This window comes from Photobacterium sp. SKA34, from assembly GCF_000153325.1.
Classification (GTDB): domain Bacteria; phylum Pseudomonadota; class Gammaproteobacteria; order Enterobacterales; family Vibrionaceae; genus Photobacterium.
Genome location: NZ_CH724147.1, coordinates 69,345 through 88,221 on the forward strand (window position 1 = coordinate 69,345; position 18,877 = coordinate 88,221).

The 18,877-nt window shown below is 42.2% G+C and carries 18 protein-coding genes and 1 pseudogene; 10 read left to right on the plus strand and 9 right to left on the minus strand.

The window, feature by feature from the left end:
• Positions 1–4: 4 nt before the first annotated feature.
• Positions 5–916 (minus strand): D-2-hydroxyacid dehydrogenase, encoded by a 912-nt coding sequence (locus SKA34_RS22300; RefSeq protein WP_006647697.1) that lies wholly within the window; start codon positions 914–916, stop codon positions 5–7.
• A gap of 67 nt (positions 917–983) precedes the next feature.
• On the opposite strand from SKA34_RS22300, the gene SKA34_RS22305 reads away from it, so the two are divergent.
• The 3 genes from SKA34_RS22305 (at position 984) to brnQ (ending at position 3,466) form a co-directional block, all read left to right on the plus strand.
• A complete protein-coding gene (locus SKA34_RS22305; protein ID WP_006647696.1) occupies positions 984–1,571 on the plus strand; it encodes a YjaG family protein in 588 nt (195 codons plus the stop codon).
• 351 nt (positions 1,572–1,922) lie between these two features.
• The gene (locus SKA34_RS23825; protein WP_006647695.1) at positions 1,923–2,045 is read left to right on the plus strand and encodes a hypothetical protein; all 123 of its coding nucleotides are present in this window, start codon (positions 1,923–1,925) and stop codon (positions 2,043–2,045) included.
• 113 nt (positions 2,046–2,158) lie between these two features.
• Positions 2,159–3,466 (plus strand): branched-chain amino acid transport system II carrier protein, encoded by a 1,308-nt coding sequence (gene brnQ / locus SKA34_RS22310; protein WP_006647694.1) that lies wholly within the window; start codon positions 2,159–2,161, stop codon positions 3,464–3,466.
• 66 nt (positions 3,467–3,532) lie between these two features.
• On the opposite strand, the gene SKA34_RS22315 is transcribed toward brnQ, so the two are convergent.
• Positions 3,533–4,591, minus strand: coding sequence for a CNNM domain-containing protein (locus SKA34_RS22315; RefSeq protein ID WP_006647693.1), 1,059 nt, complete (start codon positions 4,589–4,591; stop codon positions 3,533–3,535).
• Between the two features lie 227 nt (positions 4,592–4,818).
• Here SKA34_RS22315 and hupA point away from each other — a divergent pair, with 227 nt between their 5' ends.
• Positions 4,819–5,091 (plus strand): nucleoid-associated protein HU-alpha, encoded by a 273-nt coding sequence (hupA, locus tag SKA34_RS22320; protein WP_005372678.1) that lies wholly within the window; start codon positions 4,819–4,821, stop codon positions 5,089–5,091.
• 43 nt (positions 5,092–5,134) lie between these two features.
• Positions 5,135–5,821: a DUF1481 domain-containing protein gene (locus SKA34_RS22325; RefSeq protein WP_006647692.1), complete on the plus strand. Its 687-nt coding sequence runs from the start codon at positions 5,135–5,137 to the stop codon at positions 5,819–5,821.
• Between the two features lie 74 nt (positions 5,822–5,895).
• Here the strand turns inward: SKA34_RS22325 and purD are convergent, their stop codons facing one another.
• Positions 5,896–7,182, minus strand: coding sequence for a phosphoribosylamine--glycine ligase (gene purD, locus SKA34_RS22330; RefSeq protein WP_006647691.1), 1,287 nt, complete (start codon positions 7,180–7,182; stop codon positions 5,896–5,898).
• A gap of 106 nt (positions 7,183–7,288) precedes the next feature.
• Positions 7,289–8,881: a bifunctional phosphoribosylaminoimidazolecarboxamide formyltransferase/IMP cyclohydrolase gene (gene purH / locus SKA34_RS22335; RefSeq protein ID WP_006647690.1), complete on the minus strand. Its 1,593-nt coding sequence runs from the start codon at positions 8,879–8,881 to the stop codon at positions 7,289–7,291.
• 241 nt (positions 8,882–9,122) lie between these two features.
• Between purH and zntR the strand changes: the two genes are divergently transcribed.
• Positions 9,123–9,584 carry a Zn(2+)-responsive transcriptional regulator gene (gene zntR / locus SKA34_RS22340; RefSeq protein WP_198138512.1) on the plus strand — a complete coding sequence of 154 codons (462 nt, stop codon included), beginning with the start codon at positions 9,123–9,125 and terminating at the stop codon, positions 9,582–9,584.
• A 10-nt stretch (positions 9,585–9,594) separates the two neighbouring features.
• Here the strand turns inward: zntR and SKA34_RS22345 are convergent, their stop codons facing one another.
• Positions 9,595–9,798 carry a hypothetical protein gene (locus SKA34_RS22345; protein ID WP_006647688.1) on the minus strand — a complete coding sequence of 68 codons (204 nt, stop codon included), beginning with the start codon at positions 9,796–9,798 and terminating at the stop codon, positions 9,595–9,597.
• Between the two features lie 181 nt (positions 9,799–9,979).
• Here SKA34_RS22345 and SKA34_RS22350 point away from each other — a divergent pair, with 181 nt between their 5' ends.
• Positions 9,980–10,261 (plus strand): pyrimidine/purine nucleoside phosphorylase, encoded by a 282-nt coding sequence (locus SKA34_RS22350; protein WP_006647687.1) that lies wholly within the window; start codon positions 9,980–9,982, stop codon positions 10,259–10,261.
• 71 nt (positions 10,262–10,332) lie between these two features.
• Here SKA34_RS22350 and malI read toward each other — a convergent pair whose 3' ends face one another.
• On the minus strand, positions 10,333–11,358 hold the full coding sequence (gene malI / locus SKA34_RS22355; protein ID WP_006647686.1) for a Mal regulon transcriptional regulator MalI: 1,026 nt from the start codon (positions 11,356–11,358) through the stop codon (positions 10,333–10,335).
• A gap of 286 nt (positions 11,359–11,644) precedes the next feature.
• Between malI and malX the strand changes: the two are divergent.
• The 3 genes and pseudogenes from malX to SKA34_RS22370 all read left to right on the plus strand — a co-directional run bounded on the left by malX (position 11,645) and on the right by SKA34_RS22370 (position 16,418).
• A pseudogene (malX, locus tag SKA34_RS22360) lies at positions 11,645–13,225 on the plus strand (maltose/glucose-specific PTS transporter subunit IIBC).
• 70 nt (positions 13,226–13,295) lie between these two features.
• Complete coding sequence (locus SKA34_RS22365; protein ID WP_006647684.1) at positions 13,296–14,474, plus strand: MalY/PatB family protein; 1,179 nt, start codon at positions 13,296–13,298, stop codon at positions 14,472–14,474.
• 306 nt (positions 14,475–14,780) lie between these two features.
• Positions 14,781–16,418, plus strand: a complete 1,638-nt coding sequence (locus SKA34_RS22370) for a methyl-accepting chemotaxis protein (protein ID WP_006647683.1) — start codon at positions 14,781–14,783, stop codon at positions 16,416–16,418.
• A 112-nt stretch (positions 16,419–16,530) separates the two neighbouring features.
• Here SKA34_RS22370 and fis read toward each other — a convergent pair whose 3' ends face one another.
• The 3 genes from fis to prmA all read right to left on the minus strand — a co-directional run bounded on the left by fis (position 16,531) and on the right by prmA (position 18,877).
• The gene (gene fis, locus SKA34_RS22375; protein WP_005372656.1) at positions 16,531–16,827 is read right to left on the minus strand and encodes a DNA-binding transcriptional regulator Fis; all 297 of its coding nucleotides are present in this window, start codon (positions 16,825–16,827) and stop codon (positions 16,531–16,533) included.
• A gap of 23 nt (positions 16,828–16,850) precedes the next feature.
• Positions 16,851–17,816, minus strand: coding sequence for a tRNA dihydrouridine synthase DusB (gene dusB, locus SKA34_RS22380; protein WP_005372649.1), 966 nt, complete (start codon positions 17,814–17,816; stop codon positions 16,851–16,853).
• A 176-nt stretch (positions 17,817–17,992) separates the two neighbouring features.
• The gene (prmA, locus tag SKA34_RS22385; protein ID WP_006647682.1) at positions 17,993–18,877 is read right to left on the minus strand and encodes a 50S ribosomal protein L11 methyltransferase; all 885 of its coding nucleotides are present in this window, start codon (positions 18,875–18,877) and stop codon (positions 17,993–17,995) included.

The following is an 18,877-nucleotide window of genomic DNA, read 5'->3' on the forward strand; positions in this document are numbered from 1 at the left end:
ACTTTTAATATCCACTTTTAAAATCAATAAGATAATCTAGATCTTGCTGTTGTTTAAAGCGGAGGTAATTGGTTTTGAATATCTCTATGACTTGCTCTGGAAAACTTTCCGCCGCTATATGTGGCGTGATACTGATTTTTGGATGGTGCCAAAAAGGATGATCTTGGTTAAGTGGCTCTTGCTTGAAAACATCAAGATAAGCGTGGTTGAGCTGTTTATTATCAAGCGCATTAATTAAGTCTGACTCAACAACAGTATTACCTCTACCTACATTGAAAAAAAGTGCATTACGGCAGTGGGACCAACATTGTTGGTTGTAAATATCATTCGTGTGTTCTGTTGATGGCAGAATAGAAACAATCACATCTGCCTTGCTGAGTGCGTGCTGCAGTTCTGTAATTGGATACGTTTGAGTAAAATCAGTAGAGGCTGATAAGCCTTGCCTGTTGACACCAATTACCGAGAAACTCAATGCTTTTGCCGTTTTTGCTAGTGTACAGCCGATGCTTCCTGTACCTATGATTGCCATGGTTTTTCCACTGACTGATTGATAAGGAATTGGCTGCCATAAAGATTGTGTTTGTTGTTGTGAGTATTGATGGAAGTGGCGATAGTAATTAAGGCACTGACCAATGACATATTCACTGATTAAAGGGCCAAAGTACCCTTTAACGTTAGTGAGCAAATAATCTTGTCGTAGATGAGGTTTAATGAGGGCATCAATGCCTGCAAATGTTGACTGTAACCACTTTAGTTTGGGTAACTGTTCGAGTTGGTTGGCGATCAAAGGAGGATCCGCTAGAATTATGCTTGCTTGCGAAGGATCACCAGTTAAGCAAAGATCCGATAACTGCGCCTGTGCCAATAATTGGGTATAGCGTTGTTGTTGCTTTGATATTACTGAAACTTTGATCATGCTTTTCCTTTAGCCTTATTCGTTTATCAAGTAAACTTCACTTCAAATCACTACTGTAGATTATCTCATGCTTAAAAATCCGATCCAGTTACGCTTAGAAAAATTAGAACCGTGGCAACACCTGACATTTATGGTGTCTTTGTGTGAGCGTATGTACCCAAATTATGTATTTTTCTGTGCAGAAACAGGATTTGCTGACTCTTGTAAATATCGAGTGATCCTAGATAGCGTCTGGGAGATTTTGACCGTTAAAAGCGCCAAAATTAACTTCGAGAATCAGCTAGAAAAATTAGAAGATATGGTGCCAAGCGAAGATGAGTTTGATATCTACGCGGTAAGCCCTGCGATTGATGCGTGTGTTGCACTAGCAGATCTTCTTCATGCGATGTTAGATCGTGATCTTATGATGGAAACAGTGATCAAACTAAGTGCTTTATCGGCAGAAACGGTTGCTAATCTTGAGTACGCACAAACAGGTATCGAGATAACCAACGATAATCAAAAAGAGAATGAAGCAGTATGTGCTGAATGGGATACCCAGTGGGCGATTTTCCGTGCATTAAAAGAAGCAGAAACACGTGATATCGAATTGATTAAAGATCTTCGTGCAGAGTTGCGCGATGAGCCTGTCAGTAATATCGGTATTGAGCTTTAACAGCTAATATCGCAATGACAGTAAAAAAAGAGCCTAAGGGCTCTTTTTTTGTATCGGGTGAAAGTGAGTTATTCAGCATAAAAATATTTCGTTATATAAGCAAAATATCGTAGAAAAGACTGTTATTCCATCATTTGTGTTATTTATGTTTCGGTATGTTTGTAGTTTGTGAAGTTTTTAATTCTAGTTTTAATTTAAAAAACCAGTGAATATAACTGCTTGTTGGTTTAACTTTGCACCATTCCACTTATTTTATTTTGGCTATTGTAATTCGATCCCATAGCCGTTTATAACATCACAACACCAAAGCACATTGCTTATGGTAATAATGATTTTTTATGGGGAGGTACAATGCATACAGTAACAGCAATGACATTCGCTACCTGTTTTTGTGGTCGTAAAATTACTGCGCAATATGCGATGTGTGACGGTAATATACGCCAACTCCTCATGCTCTCTCTAAAACGTATTTAGAGCTGGCAGCTTATATCTAAACATTACTGTCAGCTTGCGAAGAAGCTGATAGGTCCTTTGAAACACTCCCATCTCGCTTCCTCCAAGCTGAAAGTCACATTCAAAGGTAAATTATGTTAAGTGCACGCAACATAGCCGCTTTAGGCTTTATGACCTTCGCCATGTATTTGGGCGCGGGAAATTTAATCTTCCCTCCCTTTTTGGGATACCAAGCTGGTGATAACTTTTTAAGTGCTATGACGGGATTTCTTCTCACTGGAGTTGGTTTACCTGCAATGGCTTTGGTGATTGTGGCGTGGGTACGTGGCTCTGATAATTTAACTGCAGCATTACCAAAACCATTAGCAACCAGCTTTTGGGTAATGTTGTTCATAGTTATCGGCCCTGCTTTTGCTATTCCAAGAACAATCACTGTTGCTTATCAATTTAGTGTCGCTCCTTTTATGGGAGAGGCGGGACTTATTCCTTTTTCAATTGTTTTTTGTATTGTGGCTATTTTGTTCTCCCTTTATCCTGGGAAATTAGTTGATACACTGGGGAAATGGTTAACTCCTGTTTTGCTGACCATACTTACGACTATGGCTGTTGTCGCTATTTGGCATCCAACAGGATTAATTGAATCAGCATCAGGCGCTTATAAAACTGGCGCGATGGCGGAAGGCTTAACCCAAGGTTATATGACGATGGATGCACTTGGCTCTATAGGTTTTGGTTGGGTTATATTCCGTGCGATTGAAGGTATGGGAGTCAAAGAGCCTAAGGCGATAGCGAAGTACACGTTAATTGCAGCACTAATGTATTCGAGTGCGATGGCATTAGTTTATGTATCATTGGCTTATATTGGATTAACAAGTGCAGATCTTGGATTGAACTTTGCCAATGGTGGTGAGATCTTAACAGCCTTCACCAATTATCACTTCGGTGTCTTTGGTACTATGTTATTGGGTTTGGTGTTGGTGTTAGCGTGTTTGACTACTGCGATTGGTGTGACTACGGCTGGGAGTGAATTTTACAGCCATACGTTCAAGCGTTTGACTTATCGTAAGAGTGTTATTGCGATAATGGTACTTTCTGGGCTGGTGGCTAATATTGGCTTAACTCAGCTATTGAAAATCACGTTACCGGCTGTTGTTGCATTACACCCGATTGCTATCGCATTATTGATTATGGCACCATTACGAAATCAATTATCACAGAAGATGACATTGGCCACATTAACTGTCGCTTTGATCTTTGGTTGTATTGATGCAGCACATATTCTTGAAGCAATGCCTGTGCAGATGAATCTATTTCTAGAAGCTAACTTGCCGTTGTATCACTATTATGCAGGTTGGATTTTACCTACGGTAATCACCTTGGTTATTGGATTAATTGCGCAGCGTTTGATAGGACAACGCCAAGCACTGACTAAAGACTACTAATGTACTGAGTGGTATAAGAAGATAATAAAAAAGGGACCGAACGGTCCCTTTTTTCATGATGGAGGATTATTTTTCTTCATCATTATTTTGAATTACACCATGCTTTTTCTTCCACTTTTCCCAACGCTGGAAAGCCAGTTGCTGCATGTCGGTGTTTTTATCAGCTTCATCGACAATTTCTTCCCCCACAAGGCTTTCGAAAATATCTTCTAAGGTCACTAGACCTTGTACTGTGCCGTATTCGTCGACGATTAAGATAAGTTGTGAGCGTTCCTGCATTAAGCGTTCAAAAGCCTTAGGTACGCTAACGTTATTCATAATAACGGGTAGTGGGCGCATTAACACACCGAGCTCTTGACCCCCTTTACCTGCTTGGCTTTCTGCAAATAGCTCTAGGCGGTGAACGAAACCGACAATATTGTCACTCTGCTCGCTATATACCAATGGGCGGGAGAACGGACTATTTTTATGCTGAGACAAGAATTCATTAATGGTTTGCTCGGCATCAACACGGAATAGTACCGGACGTGGCGTCATAATTTTCGTTACGCTTACATCACGGAATTGCAATAGGTTGGTTAGGCTTTTTGACTCGCCTTCACCTAATTCACCTGTTTCGTGTGCTAGTAATGCCATTGCTGAAATTTCATCACGTAATTTTGGTTGCTCATGACCGCGTGATAAGCGGCGAGTAATTTGCTCTGATACCCATACTAGAGGAATCAAAAGCAGTACCATCCAACGCAACATACTCGCTGAGAATGGTGCAAGTTGACGCCAGTATGTGGCGCCAATGGTCTTTGGCACAATTTCTGACAGTAATAAAATACCTATTGTTAATACGCCTGAGAACACACCTAGCCACTCACTACCAAACACGATAGTCGCTTGTGCACCTGCGGTTGCAGCACCGATGGTGTGAGCAATGGTGTTTAGGGTCAAGATCGAGGCAAGAGGCCGATCAATATTATCTTTGAGCGCGGTGAGTTTTGCCGCCGCAGGGTGGTTTTGTTGGCGCAATGTGGCGATATAACTTGGTGAAATACTAAGTAACACCGCTTCTAATACGGAACAAATAAACGAAACACCAATCGCAACGGAGATGTAAATCGTAAGGAGTACCATGTCAACCTATCAGTAAATTAGCGAATATCCGCTATATTAATCGGGGTTAGACAGAATAAATACAACTATTTTCATGCAGTATTTAGTAACATTTTGTGAACTTGCGCTCAGATTGTGGTTAAAGAGTCCGCACCTGAGTCGAATAAAGCAGACAAACCTTTGCCACACGGGCTTCTTTTGAATTAGAGTTGTCCCGTCTTACGAAAAAACCTTAGAAGGGAAACCTAATGAACAAGACCCAACTGATTGACCTGATCGCAGAAAAAGCGGATCTATCTAAAGCACAAGCAAAAGCAGCTTTGGAATCTACTCTTGACGGCATTACTGATGCGCTAAAAGATGGTGACCAGGTTCAACTAATTGGCTTTGGTACATTTAAAGTAAACCATCGTGCAGCTCGCACTGGCCGTAACCCACAAACTGGTGCTGAAATTCAAATTGCTGCAGCTAACGTTCCTGCGTTTGTTGCTGGTAAAGCACTAAAAGATGCATTGAAGTAATTGTGATACCGCCAGAATGAATTATTCGTCTGGCGTTTTTTTTATGTCTAAAATTTCATTTCTCTTTTCTTTTCTTCTTCCTCTTATCCTTTCTGGATGTGTTGCAGGAAACCTTGCTGATAACACCGCATTACCGATCACTAAGGTGAATGTTGCTGAGCAAAAATCAGATGGTACACATATCTATTGGTATTTATCCCGTCAGAATGCTCCAGAACGGCTAGGAGAGCGTGTTTATAGTATCAAGCAAGGTGATTACCAAAGTGATTACCAATGGCAGTCAGGTAAGCTTAAGACGCTGTTGCAACAGGGGGATCGGTTAATCGATGGGCAGCAAGTTCCCTTTGAATTACAACTTCGCTTCGATAGTCAAGGTGCCGCAGTTTATCAACGCTATAAAGAAGATGGTCATATCTTACCGTTAACGATAAATGAAATAGCAGAGCTCAAACAGCACAGCGAATATTTAGTCCATCGAGTTGAACAATTAAAAAGTACAAACCAATATTTTGAACAAGGATATTGGCGGCAACATCAATTGATTTCTTGTCAAACTCAACAGCCGATGACGGTGAGTGATCCTACTGTATTATTTTCATTTTCCCCGACGGATTATTGGGCGGCAATTGGCAAGCAGAAAAAAGGTAAGTTAAGAATTAATAAGCTGTTACCGGATGTGGTGAGTGAGGCTTGTCTACAAGCACCTAAATTGATTGATACTAAGCAATAAATGCTTTTAAAAAAATACAATAAAAAACGCGCTGATTAAGCGCGTTTTTTTAACTCAGGAGGGAGGAATGAGTTTTATTGTTGCTCACGAGCAATAGCACGATAGCCTATATCGTCACGATGGAACATACCATCCCACGAAATTTGTTTTGCCAACGCATAAGCGCGCTGTTGTGCTTCAAGGACGGTATCACCCATTGCCGTTGCACATAACACACGACCACCGTTAGTAACGATATTGCCGTTGTTATTTGCAGCACCTGCATGGAAGACTTTTTCACCAGCGATTTCTTGCTGTGGTAAACCTGAAATTACATCCCCCTTGTTGTAGCTTGCAGGATAGCCGCCAGCAGCTAAAACAACACCAATAGAAGCGCGAGGATCCCACTTAGATTCTACGGTATCGAGTTTTTCATCAATCGCTGCTAAACATAGCTCAACTAAATCTGACTGCATACGTAGCATGATAGGTTGGGTTTCTGGATCACCAAAACGACAGTTATATTCGATCACCTTCGGTGTGCCATCGCTCATGATCATTAAACCTGCATAAAGGAAACCTGTGTAAGGTGCACCTTCTGCGGCCATCCCTTCAACGGTTGGGTAGATCACTTCTTTCATCACGCGGTCATGGATATCTTGCGTAACAACAGGAGCAGGAGAATAAGCACCCATGCCACCCGTGTTAGGGCCAGTATCGCCATTGCCAACACGTTTATGATCTTGGCTAGTGGCCATAGGTAGGACGTTTTTACCATCGACCATTACGATGAAGCTGGCTTCTTCACCATCTAAGAACTCTTCGATAACCACACGATGACCGGCTTCACCAAACGCATTGCCAGCTAGCATGTCGCGTACGGCATCTTCGGCTTCTTGCTCTGTCATTGCAACAATTACGCCTTTACCTGCCGCTAAGCCATCCGCTTTTACTACAATCGGTGCGCCTTTTTGCTTTAGGTAAGCAAGAGCAGGTTCGATTTCAGTAAAGTTTTGATATTCGGCGGTTGGAATATTGTGGCGAGCAAGGAAGTCTTTAGTGAAAGCTTTAGAACCTTCAAGTTGTGCTGCGGCTTCTGTTGGACCAAAGATTGGCAGTTTAGCTGAGCGGAACGCATCAACCACACCAATAACCAGTGGTGCTTCTGGGCCGACAATGGTTAAACCAATTTGATTATTTTGCGCAAATTCGACTAATGCTGCGATGTCTTCAACACCAATCTCAACATTTTCCAGTTTTGGTTCAAGTGCTGTGCCTGCATTACCAGGAGCAATAAATACCGTTTCTACTTGTGGGTTTTGTGCAACCTTCCAGCCTAATGCGTGTTCACGGCCGCCGTTACCAATGATCAGTACTTTCATCGTTAATCCTTATTGCTTCGCGCTAAATACTTAAAAATCTCTGCTCTTTTAAAAAGAGCAGAGACTAAATCGCTACTGTTTATTCACTTAAGTGTGTGATGACAACTTAGTGGCGGAAGTGGCGCATACCGGTAAATACCATCGCCATGCCATGCTCGTCAGCGGCAGCAATGACTTCATCATCACGCATTGAACCACCCGGCTGGATAACACAAGTAATGCCTGCTTCTGCTGCTGCATCAATCCCATCACGGAACGGGAAGAATGCATCTGATGCCATTACGCTACCCGCAACTTCTAGGTTTTCGTCAGCGGCTTTAATGCCTGCAATTTTGGCAGAATAAACGCGGCTCATTTGGCCTGCGCCGACACCGATGGTCATATTGCCTTTTGCATACACAATCGCGTTTGATTTCACGTATTTCGCTACTTTCCAGCAAAATAGTGCGTCACGCAGTTCGTCTGTGGTAGGTTGACGTTGACTGACTACAGTTAAATCATCAACCGATACCATACCTTGGTCACGGTCTTGAACCAACAAACCACCATTAACACGTTTAACGTCAAAACCTGTGGTTTTGGTTGTCCATTCGCCACACTCAAGCAGACGTAAGTTTTTCTTGGTTGCAACAACGGCTGCTGCTTCTGCTGATACTTTTGGTGCGATAATAACTTCGACAAATTGACGTTCAACAATCGCTTGTGCGGTTGCAGCATCTAATTCACCGTTGAACGCAATAATGCCGCCAAATGCTGAGGTTGGGTCTGTTTTGTAAGCGCGATCGTAGGCTTCAAGTAAATTGTCACCGAGAGCTACGCCACATGGGTTAGCATGCTTTACAATCACACAAGCGGGTAAATCAAACTCTTTCACACACTCAAGTGCGGCATCAGTATCGGCGATATTATTGTATGATAGCGCCTTACCTTGAAGTTGCGTTGCTGTTGCGACAGAAGCTTCTTGTGGGTTTGCTTCAACATAGAATGCTGCTGCTTGGTGGCTGTTTTCACCGTAGCGCATGTCTTGTTTTTTCTCGAACTGCTGATTGAAAGTGCGTGGAAACTTCGATTCCTCATCACCTTCTTTGTTGTCGCCGTAAGATGGCACCATGGTACCGAAGTAGTTGGCGATCATACCGTCGTAAGCCGCAGTATGTTCAAAAGCCGAGATAGCTAAATCAAAACGTGTTGCATGAGTTAGTGAGCCATTGTTAGTGCTAATTTCTGTTAGTACGCGGTCGTAATCATGCGCATTAACGACAATCGCTACATCTTTATGGTTTTTCGCAGCAGAGCGTACCATTGTTGGTCCACCGATATCGATATTCTCAACCGCATCGGCTAGCGTACAACCGGCTTTGGCAACGGTTTCAGCAAAAGGGTAAAGGTTAACAACAACCATATCGATAGGGTTAATGCCGTGCTTTTCCATTACTTCGTCGTCAGTACCACGACGACCTAGTACGCCACCATGAACTTTTGGGTGAAGGGTTTTTACACGGCCATCCATCATTTCTGGGAAACCGGTGTAATCAGAAACTTCAGTAACTTGAATGTTTTTCTCGGCAAGTAAACGAGCGGTACCGCCAGTCGATAAGATTTCTACGCCGCGATTGGCAAGAGCCTGTGCGAATTCCACAATACCTGTTTTGTCTGATACGCTGATCAGTGCACGGCGAATAGGACGAGCGTTTTCCATGGCTACTATCTCTTTTAATTACACGTTGAATAGAATATTTCCCAAGGCCAAGCCCATTTGGTATGACTTGGTTTTGGGAAATATCCTGATTTTCATCACATCAACAAAGCGTGGCTGATGACAATAGTGATATATCAATAATGTTCATTTGTGCGTAATGTGACCATTATTTTACATGAATAGGAAGATTACGCAAACGTTTGCTTTTGGGGTGTCTTTAGGAGAAATAAGCAAGATGGCGATGTATTTGATTGGTCAATTAGCAAAGTTATGTCAGGTCAGTAGTGATACATTACGGTTTTACGAAAAAAATAATTTGCTCCAGCCTGCAGGCCGAAGCGACAGTGGCTATCGTTTATATAGTGATGATAATTTATCGCGAGTTAAATTTATCTTACGGGCCAAAGCCATTGGTTTAAGTTTGGAAGAAATTCGTGAACTATTAGATATTCGACTGGAAGCAAGTCAACATAGTTGTGCGGAAGTAAAAGCGATCACCCAAGCTAAGCTTGATGAAGTAGATATGAAGATAAAGGAACTCACGCGTATTCGACGAGCGTTAAAAAAGATCAATGATGCGTGTTGTGGCCATGTGGATGATGATGCGAGCCATTGCTCAATCCTTGAGGCCTTGAACGATAGCTGTGATACGCCAGATCCTATGGATGACACTAAGTCATGTTGTTCAAAGCACAAGAAATAGAGCGTGTAAATTAATCGCTGGTGGCTTCTTTAGCGTTTTGGATCGCATCTTTTGTGGTATCACGGAAAAAGTGTCCCGTTGCTTTGGTTGCATCACGGGTCGCGTGACCAATTTCAGTGAAGCCATCTTTAATATTTTGTTTATCGCTACTGCTACAACCAACTAATGGTAACAAAACGATCAGTAGTACCGTTAAAACATGCTTATTTAACATCTGAGATCCCTCGATAAAATTTCGAAGACTAGTGTAGCGTTTTTTTATCATTAACCAAGTTAAATTAATGTCATTAATATCGTGATTAGCGTCATTATATTTCATTAGGGTATTGTGAAATTTTGTGATAATTTTCAATCAATAGCGTATTGCTAATACGAATCAAAGATAAGGAAAATCGATGTTAAAAGTAAATGAATATTTTGATAGCCAAGTAAAATCAATTGGCTTTGAATCTTCGGGCGACCATGTCAGTGTTGGCGTAATGGCACCTGGCGAATATACCTTTGGTACGGTAGCACCTGAACGTATGACTGTGGTTAAAGGTGCATTAACTGTAAAATTACCAGGCCATGTTGACTGGGAAACTTACAACGCAGGCGATAATTTTGAAGTTCCTGGTGACAGTTCATTTAATGTGAAAGTATTGGTTACTACTGCTTATCTTTGTGATTACTTATAATTTTAAATTATAGTGATTATCTTAAAGCTTCACTTCGGTGGAGCTTTTTTATGTGTCGCTATTTGGTATCTCTATGCCGAGCCTCGCTCAATTAATTGTGGCGGTAAAATAAACTGTTGTGCCGTTTCATTATGAACCTTCATTTTTGCGAGTAATCGTTGTCCTGCAAGTTGTCCCATTTGTCGGGTAGGAGAGCTGATCATGGTTAAACTAGGCTGAGTTAAAGCCGCTTCAGGGGTATCATCAAAGCCAATTAAGCCGATTTTTTGACCAATATACTTATCTTTTCCGACACTTTTTCCGACCCGTTGAATACCATATATCGCCCCTAATGCAATGGCTGGTCGGTGGCATAATAGCGCGGTAATTTTAGGATGCTGAGTCAGCAGTTGTTGAACATGAACAGCGGCTTGGCACTGGTTATTTTCCGCTTCAATTATCCATTCATTTTTAAACGGTAAGCCATATTGCATTAATGTCGTGCCATAGCCGCCAATACGCTCTGCACGGGTTAATGAGTCACTGCTTCCACCAATATACGCAATATGACGATGGCCTTGTTGGATCAAATGCTGAGTTGCAAGCATTGCGGCTTGATGATTATCAGGCCCAATATAATCGACCTCACTATTCACTGCGGATCGGGCTAAGCAAACCGCAGGAATATTGGCTTTTTTTGCCATATCGAGTACTTGGTTTGTTGCTTCTCTTACAGGACTAAACGCAATACCTGCGACACCTTGTTGGATCATCGATTGGACACATTGGATTAACTTGTCTGCTTGATGGTTGGATTGGGCAAGAAACAACATATGGTCATGTTGTTCAAGCTCGTCGCTTAACCCTGCCGTGACTTCGGTATAAAAGGGGTCAGTAATATCCGCTAAGATCCAGCCGATCAAATTTGAGTGATTGGATCGTAAATTCGCTGCGGCGTTATTGCGAACATAGCCTAAGTCTTCAACTGCTTGATTGACCTTATCAATCGTTGCTTTTGATATACGGCCTTTATTGCCAAGTACCAAAGAGACAGTGGAAACGGAGACATTGGCATAGTTGGCAACATCGGTGATTTTTACTTTTTTTGATTTATCCATTAGATAGTTAATTACCCTGTATTTATCTATCAATATAAAACGTTATATCTATGATCTGAATATTAACAGGATCACAGTTTTTAATATGTGTTCTGGCGCGAGATATGTTCCGTGATCTCGATGCCGATAAAAGTTGATAAAACGTTTTATCATTTATTTCGTAATTCAGCAAAAGCGTTGGCAGAAGTTTTGAGCTCATCTTCGTCGGCGTTTTTTTTCAACAAAGTGATAAAACGTTTTACCACTTTGTTTTTGACGAAGATAAAACAGTGATTAGGTGACAATGATGTCTAAATCTGCAAATAAAACAACGCTATGAGAGTTTTTCCAAAGCTTAGGTAAAACGTTTATGTTGCCAGTGGCGCTTTTGGCGTTTTCCGGTATTTTACTGGGTGTTGGTAGCTCGTTATCAAGTGCTGCAGTAAAAGAAAGTATGCCTTTTCTTGATAATACCGTACTGCAATTGCTGTTCATGTGGATGACCAAAATTGGTTTAGTTGCATTTATCTATCTACCTATCATGTTCGCGGTAGCGATCCCATTAGGCCTTGCTCGTGAAGAAAAAGGCGTCGCCGCGTTTGCAGGTTTTGTTGGTTACGCAGCACTTAACTTATCGATTAACTTCTACCTAACAGTGGCTGACGTATTAGGCAATGCGACAGAAGAAAAAGCTTACGGTGTAAAGTCTATTTTAGGCATAGAGTCGATTGATACCGGTATTTTAGGTGCAGTGATCGTCGGTATTATTGTGGCGAAACTGCATGCACGTTTCTATACATACAAGATGCCAGATGCATTAGCTTTCTTTGGTGGTGCGCGTTTTGTTCCGATCATCTCAACTTTAACGCTAGGTGTGGTTGGCCTATTAGTACCGCTAGTATGGCCTTACTTTGCTATGGGTATTAATGGTATTGGTAGCTTAATCTCTCAATCTGGTCCATTTGGTCCATTCCTTTTCGGTGCAGGTGAGCGTTTGTTATTGCCATTCGGCTTACACCACATTCTTGTTGCACTGGTGCGCTTTACGGAAGCTGGCGGTACGATGGATGTGTGTGGTAATACGGTAAGTGGCGCATTAAATATATTCTATGCAGAGCTTTCTTGCCCAACAACTAACGGTTTTTCTAACTCTGCTACATCATTCTTATCGCAAGGTAAAATGCCGGCTTTCCTTGGTGGATTACCAGGCGCTGCTCTTGCGATGTACCACTGTGCTCGCGTTGAAAATCGCAGCAAGGTAAAAGCGTTATTGTTATCAGGTGTGGTTGCGTGTGTGATTGGTGGTATCACAGAGCCACTAGAGTTCTTATTTCTGTTCGTTGCACCAGCACTGTACTTTGTTCACGCTATTTTAACGGGTATTGGCTTTATGGCGATGCACCTATTAGGCGTAACGATTGGTAATACTGATGGCAACATTATCGACTTTTTGATTTTCGGTGTACTTCAAGGTACGGCAACGAAATGGTACTTAGTACCTCTTGTTGCTGCAGTATGGTTTGTGATGTATTACAGCGTATTCCGCTTTGTGATCACGCGCTTTAATTTAAAAACCCCAGGCCGTGAAGTGGCTGATGTAAAAGATGAGTTAGCCTTTGCGGAAACGGGTGATAAAACGACGGGTTACAAAGGCGATATTATCTTAGAAGCCCTAGGCGGTGCTGCAAACATTACGTCACTTGATAACTGTATTACTCGTTTACGTTTATCGGTTAACGATATGAGTTTAGTTAATGACGCCGTGCTCAAAGCCAACGGTGCTTTGGGTGTTGTTAAGCTTGACGATCATAACTTACAAGTCGTGATTGGGCCTCAGGTGCATATGGTAAAAAATGAAATGCAGGGCTTAATGCCAACGACGGCATAATATGATTGCGGAGCCTAGTGCTCCGATTTTTTGTTTTGGATAACTGTTTCGCTTGTTGCAAGAGGTTGATATGTTTGATTTCTCTACCCCTGTAAATCGTTATGGTACCTATTGTACCCAGTGGGATTATGTCGAGGATCGGTTTGGTGAAGCGGATTTATTACCGTTTACTATCTCTGATATGGATTTCGCCGTTGCGCCATGTATTGAAAAAGCGTTATCTGAGCGATTAGCACATGGTGTATTTGGCTATAGCCGATGGAATCATGATGATTTTAAATCTGCGATCACAGGCTGGTTTTCACGCCGTTATCATAGTCAAATCAATCCCGCTTATATTGTGTATGGTCCATCGGTGATTTACATCATTTCGCAATTAGTGATGCAATGGACAAAGCAAGGGGAAGGCGTTCTCATTCATACTCCAGCCTATGATGCGTTTGATAATATGTTAGCAGCTAATGATCGTCTAATGCTAACAAGCCCATTGTTAAAAACTGCTGGTGGCAGTTATGAGATTGATTGGGCACAGTTTGAAGCACAGGCGGCAAAACCAGACTGTAAAGTATTGTTACTGTGTAGCCCACACAATCCAACAGGCCGAGTATGGACGCGAGATGAACTCTGCCGTATGGCACAGATCTGTTTGCAATATCAGGTGAAAGTGATCTCCGATGATATCCATATGGATATGGCATTTAAAGATTATATGCCGTGGTCTGAAGTGGCGTTAGATGATAATTGGGCGTTGGTATCTTCGGGGTCAAAGTCATTTAATATTCCTGCATTAACCGGCGCATATGCGTTTATTGCCGATCAAACTGTGCGTGAACGGTACCTTACTCAGTTAAAAGCGGCACATGGTTTATCGTCCCCGTCGATTTTAGGCGTAATAGGACATATTGTCGCTTATAACCAAGGTGAAGTATGGCTCGATAGTTTAAAAGACTACCTTCAAGCTAACCTTCGTTATGTAGCAGAGCAGTTAAATCAGGCCTTTCCTGAGTTGAATTATCAAGTGCCTGAGGGGACATATTTAGTGTGGATTGACTTAACGCCATTGAGCGTGGATATGGATATCTTACAACAACGTTTAATTCGTCATTACAAAGTCGCCATTATGCGCGGTGATACCTATGGACAAGAAGGGCAAGGATATGTGCGTTTGAATGTCGGTTGTCCTCGTAGCAAATTAGAAATAGGTTTGAAGGCATTGATGAGTGCATTGCATGATCTAAAACATCAATAGAATATTTCTTGTTTTCTAACTAAGAAAAGCTTCGCTTCGGCGGAGCTTTTTTGTATCTGTTATTACCGCTCACTTTTAGAGATCAAGTGTTTTATCAATTGCGCCCTTGTATGACATATTGCGCATATGTTGGATTTATAAAAAATACCTGGAGAGAAAGCATTATAGTAACAGTATTTAGCAAGGTTGAGTTCTGGTTAATCACGTCTAACGTGTTGCTTTAAGATACTTAGAGCCTAATTGATCTTGTTCGTTATAACGAAATTATTTCATGATTAAACGTAATAAGTAGAATATGGAGGCTCTATGAATCTATCGTTAACACATGCATCTATTAGTACTAAAGCTTGGATTATATGGCTGTTATTTGCCATCGGGCTTATTTCTATTGCTGTATTGAACATTTCCTCAACTAATCAACATATGCGATCTAATTATGAGAGAGGTATTAAGCAAATAGTAGAAGGGGCGGTAGGAGTTGTTAATTACTATCATGAACTTAGTTCAAATGGCACATTGAGCGAAGAAGAAGCACAAAAACAGGCACTGGCCGTAATGAACGCAATGCGTTTTGATGGCGGAAATTATATTTTTGCGGGAAATAGGGAAGGATACCAAATAGCGACCCGTTTTGATGAAATGATGGGGACTGACATTCTGTCATTAACCGACGGTAATGGACGACGATTCGTCGAAGAGCTTTACAGTGTTGGTAAGCAAGGTGGTGGTTTTGTTGATTATATGTGGAAGTCATCATCAGATCCTAATCAACTGATTTTAAAAACGAGCTATGCTGATTATTTTCATCCTTGGGGCTGGATGATTGGCGCAGGAATGAATATCAAAGCCTTAAATCAAGATATTCAAGCCAGCCAATGGCTATCGTTTGTGAACGTTGCTGTTATTTTGGCGATACTGTCATTATTGATGGCGTATTTTATTCGTAGCATTACTTTGCCAATAAAAGAAACCGTTGCTGCTATGCGTGATTTATCAACGGGAGAAGGTGACTTAACTCAGCGCCTTAAAGAAGAGGGCGGTCCTGAATTAACTGCACTTGCGAAACATTTTAATCGTTTTGTTATTTCTATTCAGACCATTATCCACAGTATTAGTGATGCAGGCTCACAACTGACTCACTCTTCGCGTTGCTTATCACAATCGGTGTCATCAGTGGATAGTAATTTAAACCAACAAAAAGAAGATACAGATCAACTTGTGGGATCAATGGGGGAAATGCTAACTGCGGTTGAAGAAATTGCAGGTAGAACCGTTGATGCCACTGATTTTAGTGTTAAAGCGGCGAAACAAACAGAAGCCAGTAAAGTGATTATTCAACGCAATATTGAAGAGTCACAATTGCTCGCATTAGATATTGGTGAAGCCAGTAAAGTGATCACCCAACTCGCAACAGATAGCCGCAATGTCGATACCGTATTGGAAGTGATACGTGGCATTGCAGAGCAGACTAACTTATTAGCGTTAAATGCAGCGATAGAGGCAGCAAGAGCTGGTGATGCAGGGCGAGGCTTTGCCGTTGTTGCTGATGAAGTTCGCACGCTATCACAGCGCACACAAGAGTCGACGATTGAAATTCAAACCATTATTGAAAAATTACAACAAGGTGCGGAGCAAGCGGTTGGTGTCATGAACCAGGGAGCCGAAAAAGCACAAAATGCGTCAAAGATTTCTGAATCAGCAGGAGAAGCTTTGAATTTAATTGTTGAAGAAGTTCATGCTATACAAGGAATGAATCAACAGATCTCAGCCGCAACAGAGCAGCAATCATTAACTGTTAATAGTATTAATCAAAATGTGGCAAGTTTGAATGATAGCTCGATATCATTGTCGACTGAATCTAATCAGATGTCGTCATCGAGTGAAGAACTCAATCAAATTTCGGAAGATTTGATGGTAACGATTCAGCGCTTTAAACTGCATTAAAGTCGGGCCATTGTGCTTTATTTAGCATAACAATACCGAATAGCAGCCAATAAAAAAGCCATACCTGAAAACACAGGGGTGGCTTTTTTATCAATAGCTTAAACTAAATATATTAGTTCATGCCGTATTTTTTAAGCTTTTTACGTAGTGTACCACGGTTGATACCCATCATGGTTGCAGCGCGAGTTTGGTTACCGCGAGTGTATTGCATGATAGTGTCTAATAGTGGTTGTTCAACTTCTGCAAGCACAAGCTCGTACAGATCGTCGACTTCCTGACCATTTAATTGAGCAAGGTAGTTTTTAAGGGATGCCTTCACTGAATCACGTAATGGTTTCTGTGTGATTTGGTCTTGTGAAGTTACAGTTGTTACTGTTAACGCTTCGGAAGTCAGATTTTGTTCGAACATAATTCTGTAAGCTCTTCTAGTATTTATGCAACGTTTTCGAAGTAGCCTTGCAGCGCATCAAGTTGCTGTTGAGCATCCTCGAGTGCGTTGAAGGTCTGGCGGAAATCACCGGCTGGTGCATGTTCTTTCAAGTACCAAGACACGTGTTTACGTGCAATACGCAGTCCCAGGTATTCACCGTAGAACTGGTGGAGTTCTTGAACATGTCCCAACATTATTTCACTGATCTCATCAATTGATGGGGCAGCGAGGTGTTCACCAGTTGTTAAGTAATGGTGGATTTCTCTAAAAATCCACGGCTTCCCTTGTGCAGGTCGGCCAATCATTAGAGCATCGGCACCCGTATAATCGAGTACAAAGCGTGCTTTCTCCGGGCTATCGATATCACCGTTAGCGATAACTGGGATCGAGATGGCTTGTTTCACCGCTCTAATGTAGTCATATTCCGCTTCACCTTTGTACATACATGCCTTGGTACGTCCGTGAAGGGCGAGGGCCTGTATGCCGCATTGTTCGGCGAGTTTGGCTATGTCAACACAGTTTCTATTTTCCAGATCCCAACCAGTACGGGTTTTAAGCGTAACTGGAACATCCACTGCATCCACCACAGACCGAAGAATGTCTTCGATAAGGTTGGGATATTGCAGCAGTGCAGAACCGGCTAATCGTTTGTTTACTTTCTTTGCTGGGCATCCCATGTTGATATCGATGATTTGCGCACCGTTTTCAACACTGAACTGCGCAGCTTCAGCCATCAACTTTGGATCAGCTCCTGCTATCTGAACCGAACGAATACCTGATTCACCTTCGTGAACCATACGATTGAGCGATTTAGACGTCTTCCAGAGATCTGGGTTCGACGACATCATCTCGCTGACAGCCATACCTGCACCGTAGCGAAGGCATAACTCACGAAATGGCCGATCGGTCACACCCGCCATAGGCGCGACTATCAGCTGGTTTTTTAGTTGATAAGGACCGATTTGCAAAATGTCTCTACCTGACTGTGCCAGTAAGGGCGCGCATTTTACGCATTTTTTGCTCTGCTGGAAAGGCCAATAATTGAGCATGATGATTTTGTCTGCCAAAATCGTATGATTTTCAATCAATTGACCGATTAAATTTATAAATAAAAATCAGCAATAGCACCCAAAACTTAGTGTGATTATGCCTTACGGCCTGAGATGCGACACCACTCTTCACGTGCCATTACTGGGTCTAAAGCCAGTTCATCGCTGTAGTAGGTTGACACATCTGCCGCTTGGCTTTCTAGTACACCAGAGATTGCTAAGTCGCCACCGTCTTTAACAAGGCTCTTGATCACTGGTGATAGTTCACGTAGTGGACCTGCAAGGATGTTAGCAACCACAATGTCTGCTTGAATACCTTGAGGTTGGTCTTGTGGTAGGTATAGCTCTAGATTGTCAGACACACCGTTACGCTCTGCGTTATCACGTGACGCTAAGATAGCTTGTGGGTCGATATCAATACCAATAACTTTTTCAGCGCCAAGTTTTAGTGCTGCAATAGCTAAGATGCCTGAACCACAACCAAAATCGATAACTGTTTTACCCGTTAGGTCTTGGCCGTCTAACCACTCAAGACAAAGTGATGTCGTTGGGTGAGTACCTGTACCAAATGCTAGACCTGGGTCTAATAGTACGTTCACAGCGTCTGGCTCTGGTGCTTCACGCCAACTTGGGCAGATCCATAGGCGACGACCGAAACGCATAGGATGGAAGTTGTCCATCCACTCACGTTCCCAGTCTTTGTCCTCCAACTGCTCGATTTTGTAAGCAAAATCATCAGCAATTAATGGGCTGTTTTTAAGCATGTTCAGCACGAAATCCATGTCGGCTTCAGCATCATACAAACCAATTACATCGGTATCACCCCATAGGCGGGTTTCACCTGGCATAGGCTCGAAAACTGGCGTGTCTTGTGCGTCTAGGAAGGTGACAGACAGAGCACCAGTCTCTTCCATTAGCATGTCGCCAATTGCTTCTGCGCTCTCTGCAGTTGCGTTCAGTTTTATTTGAATCCAAGGCAT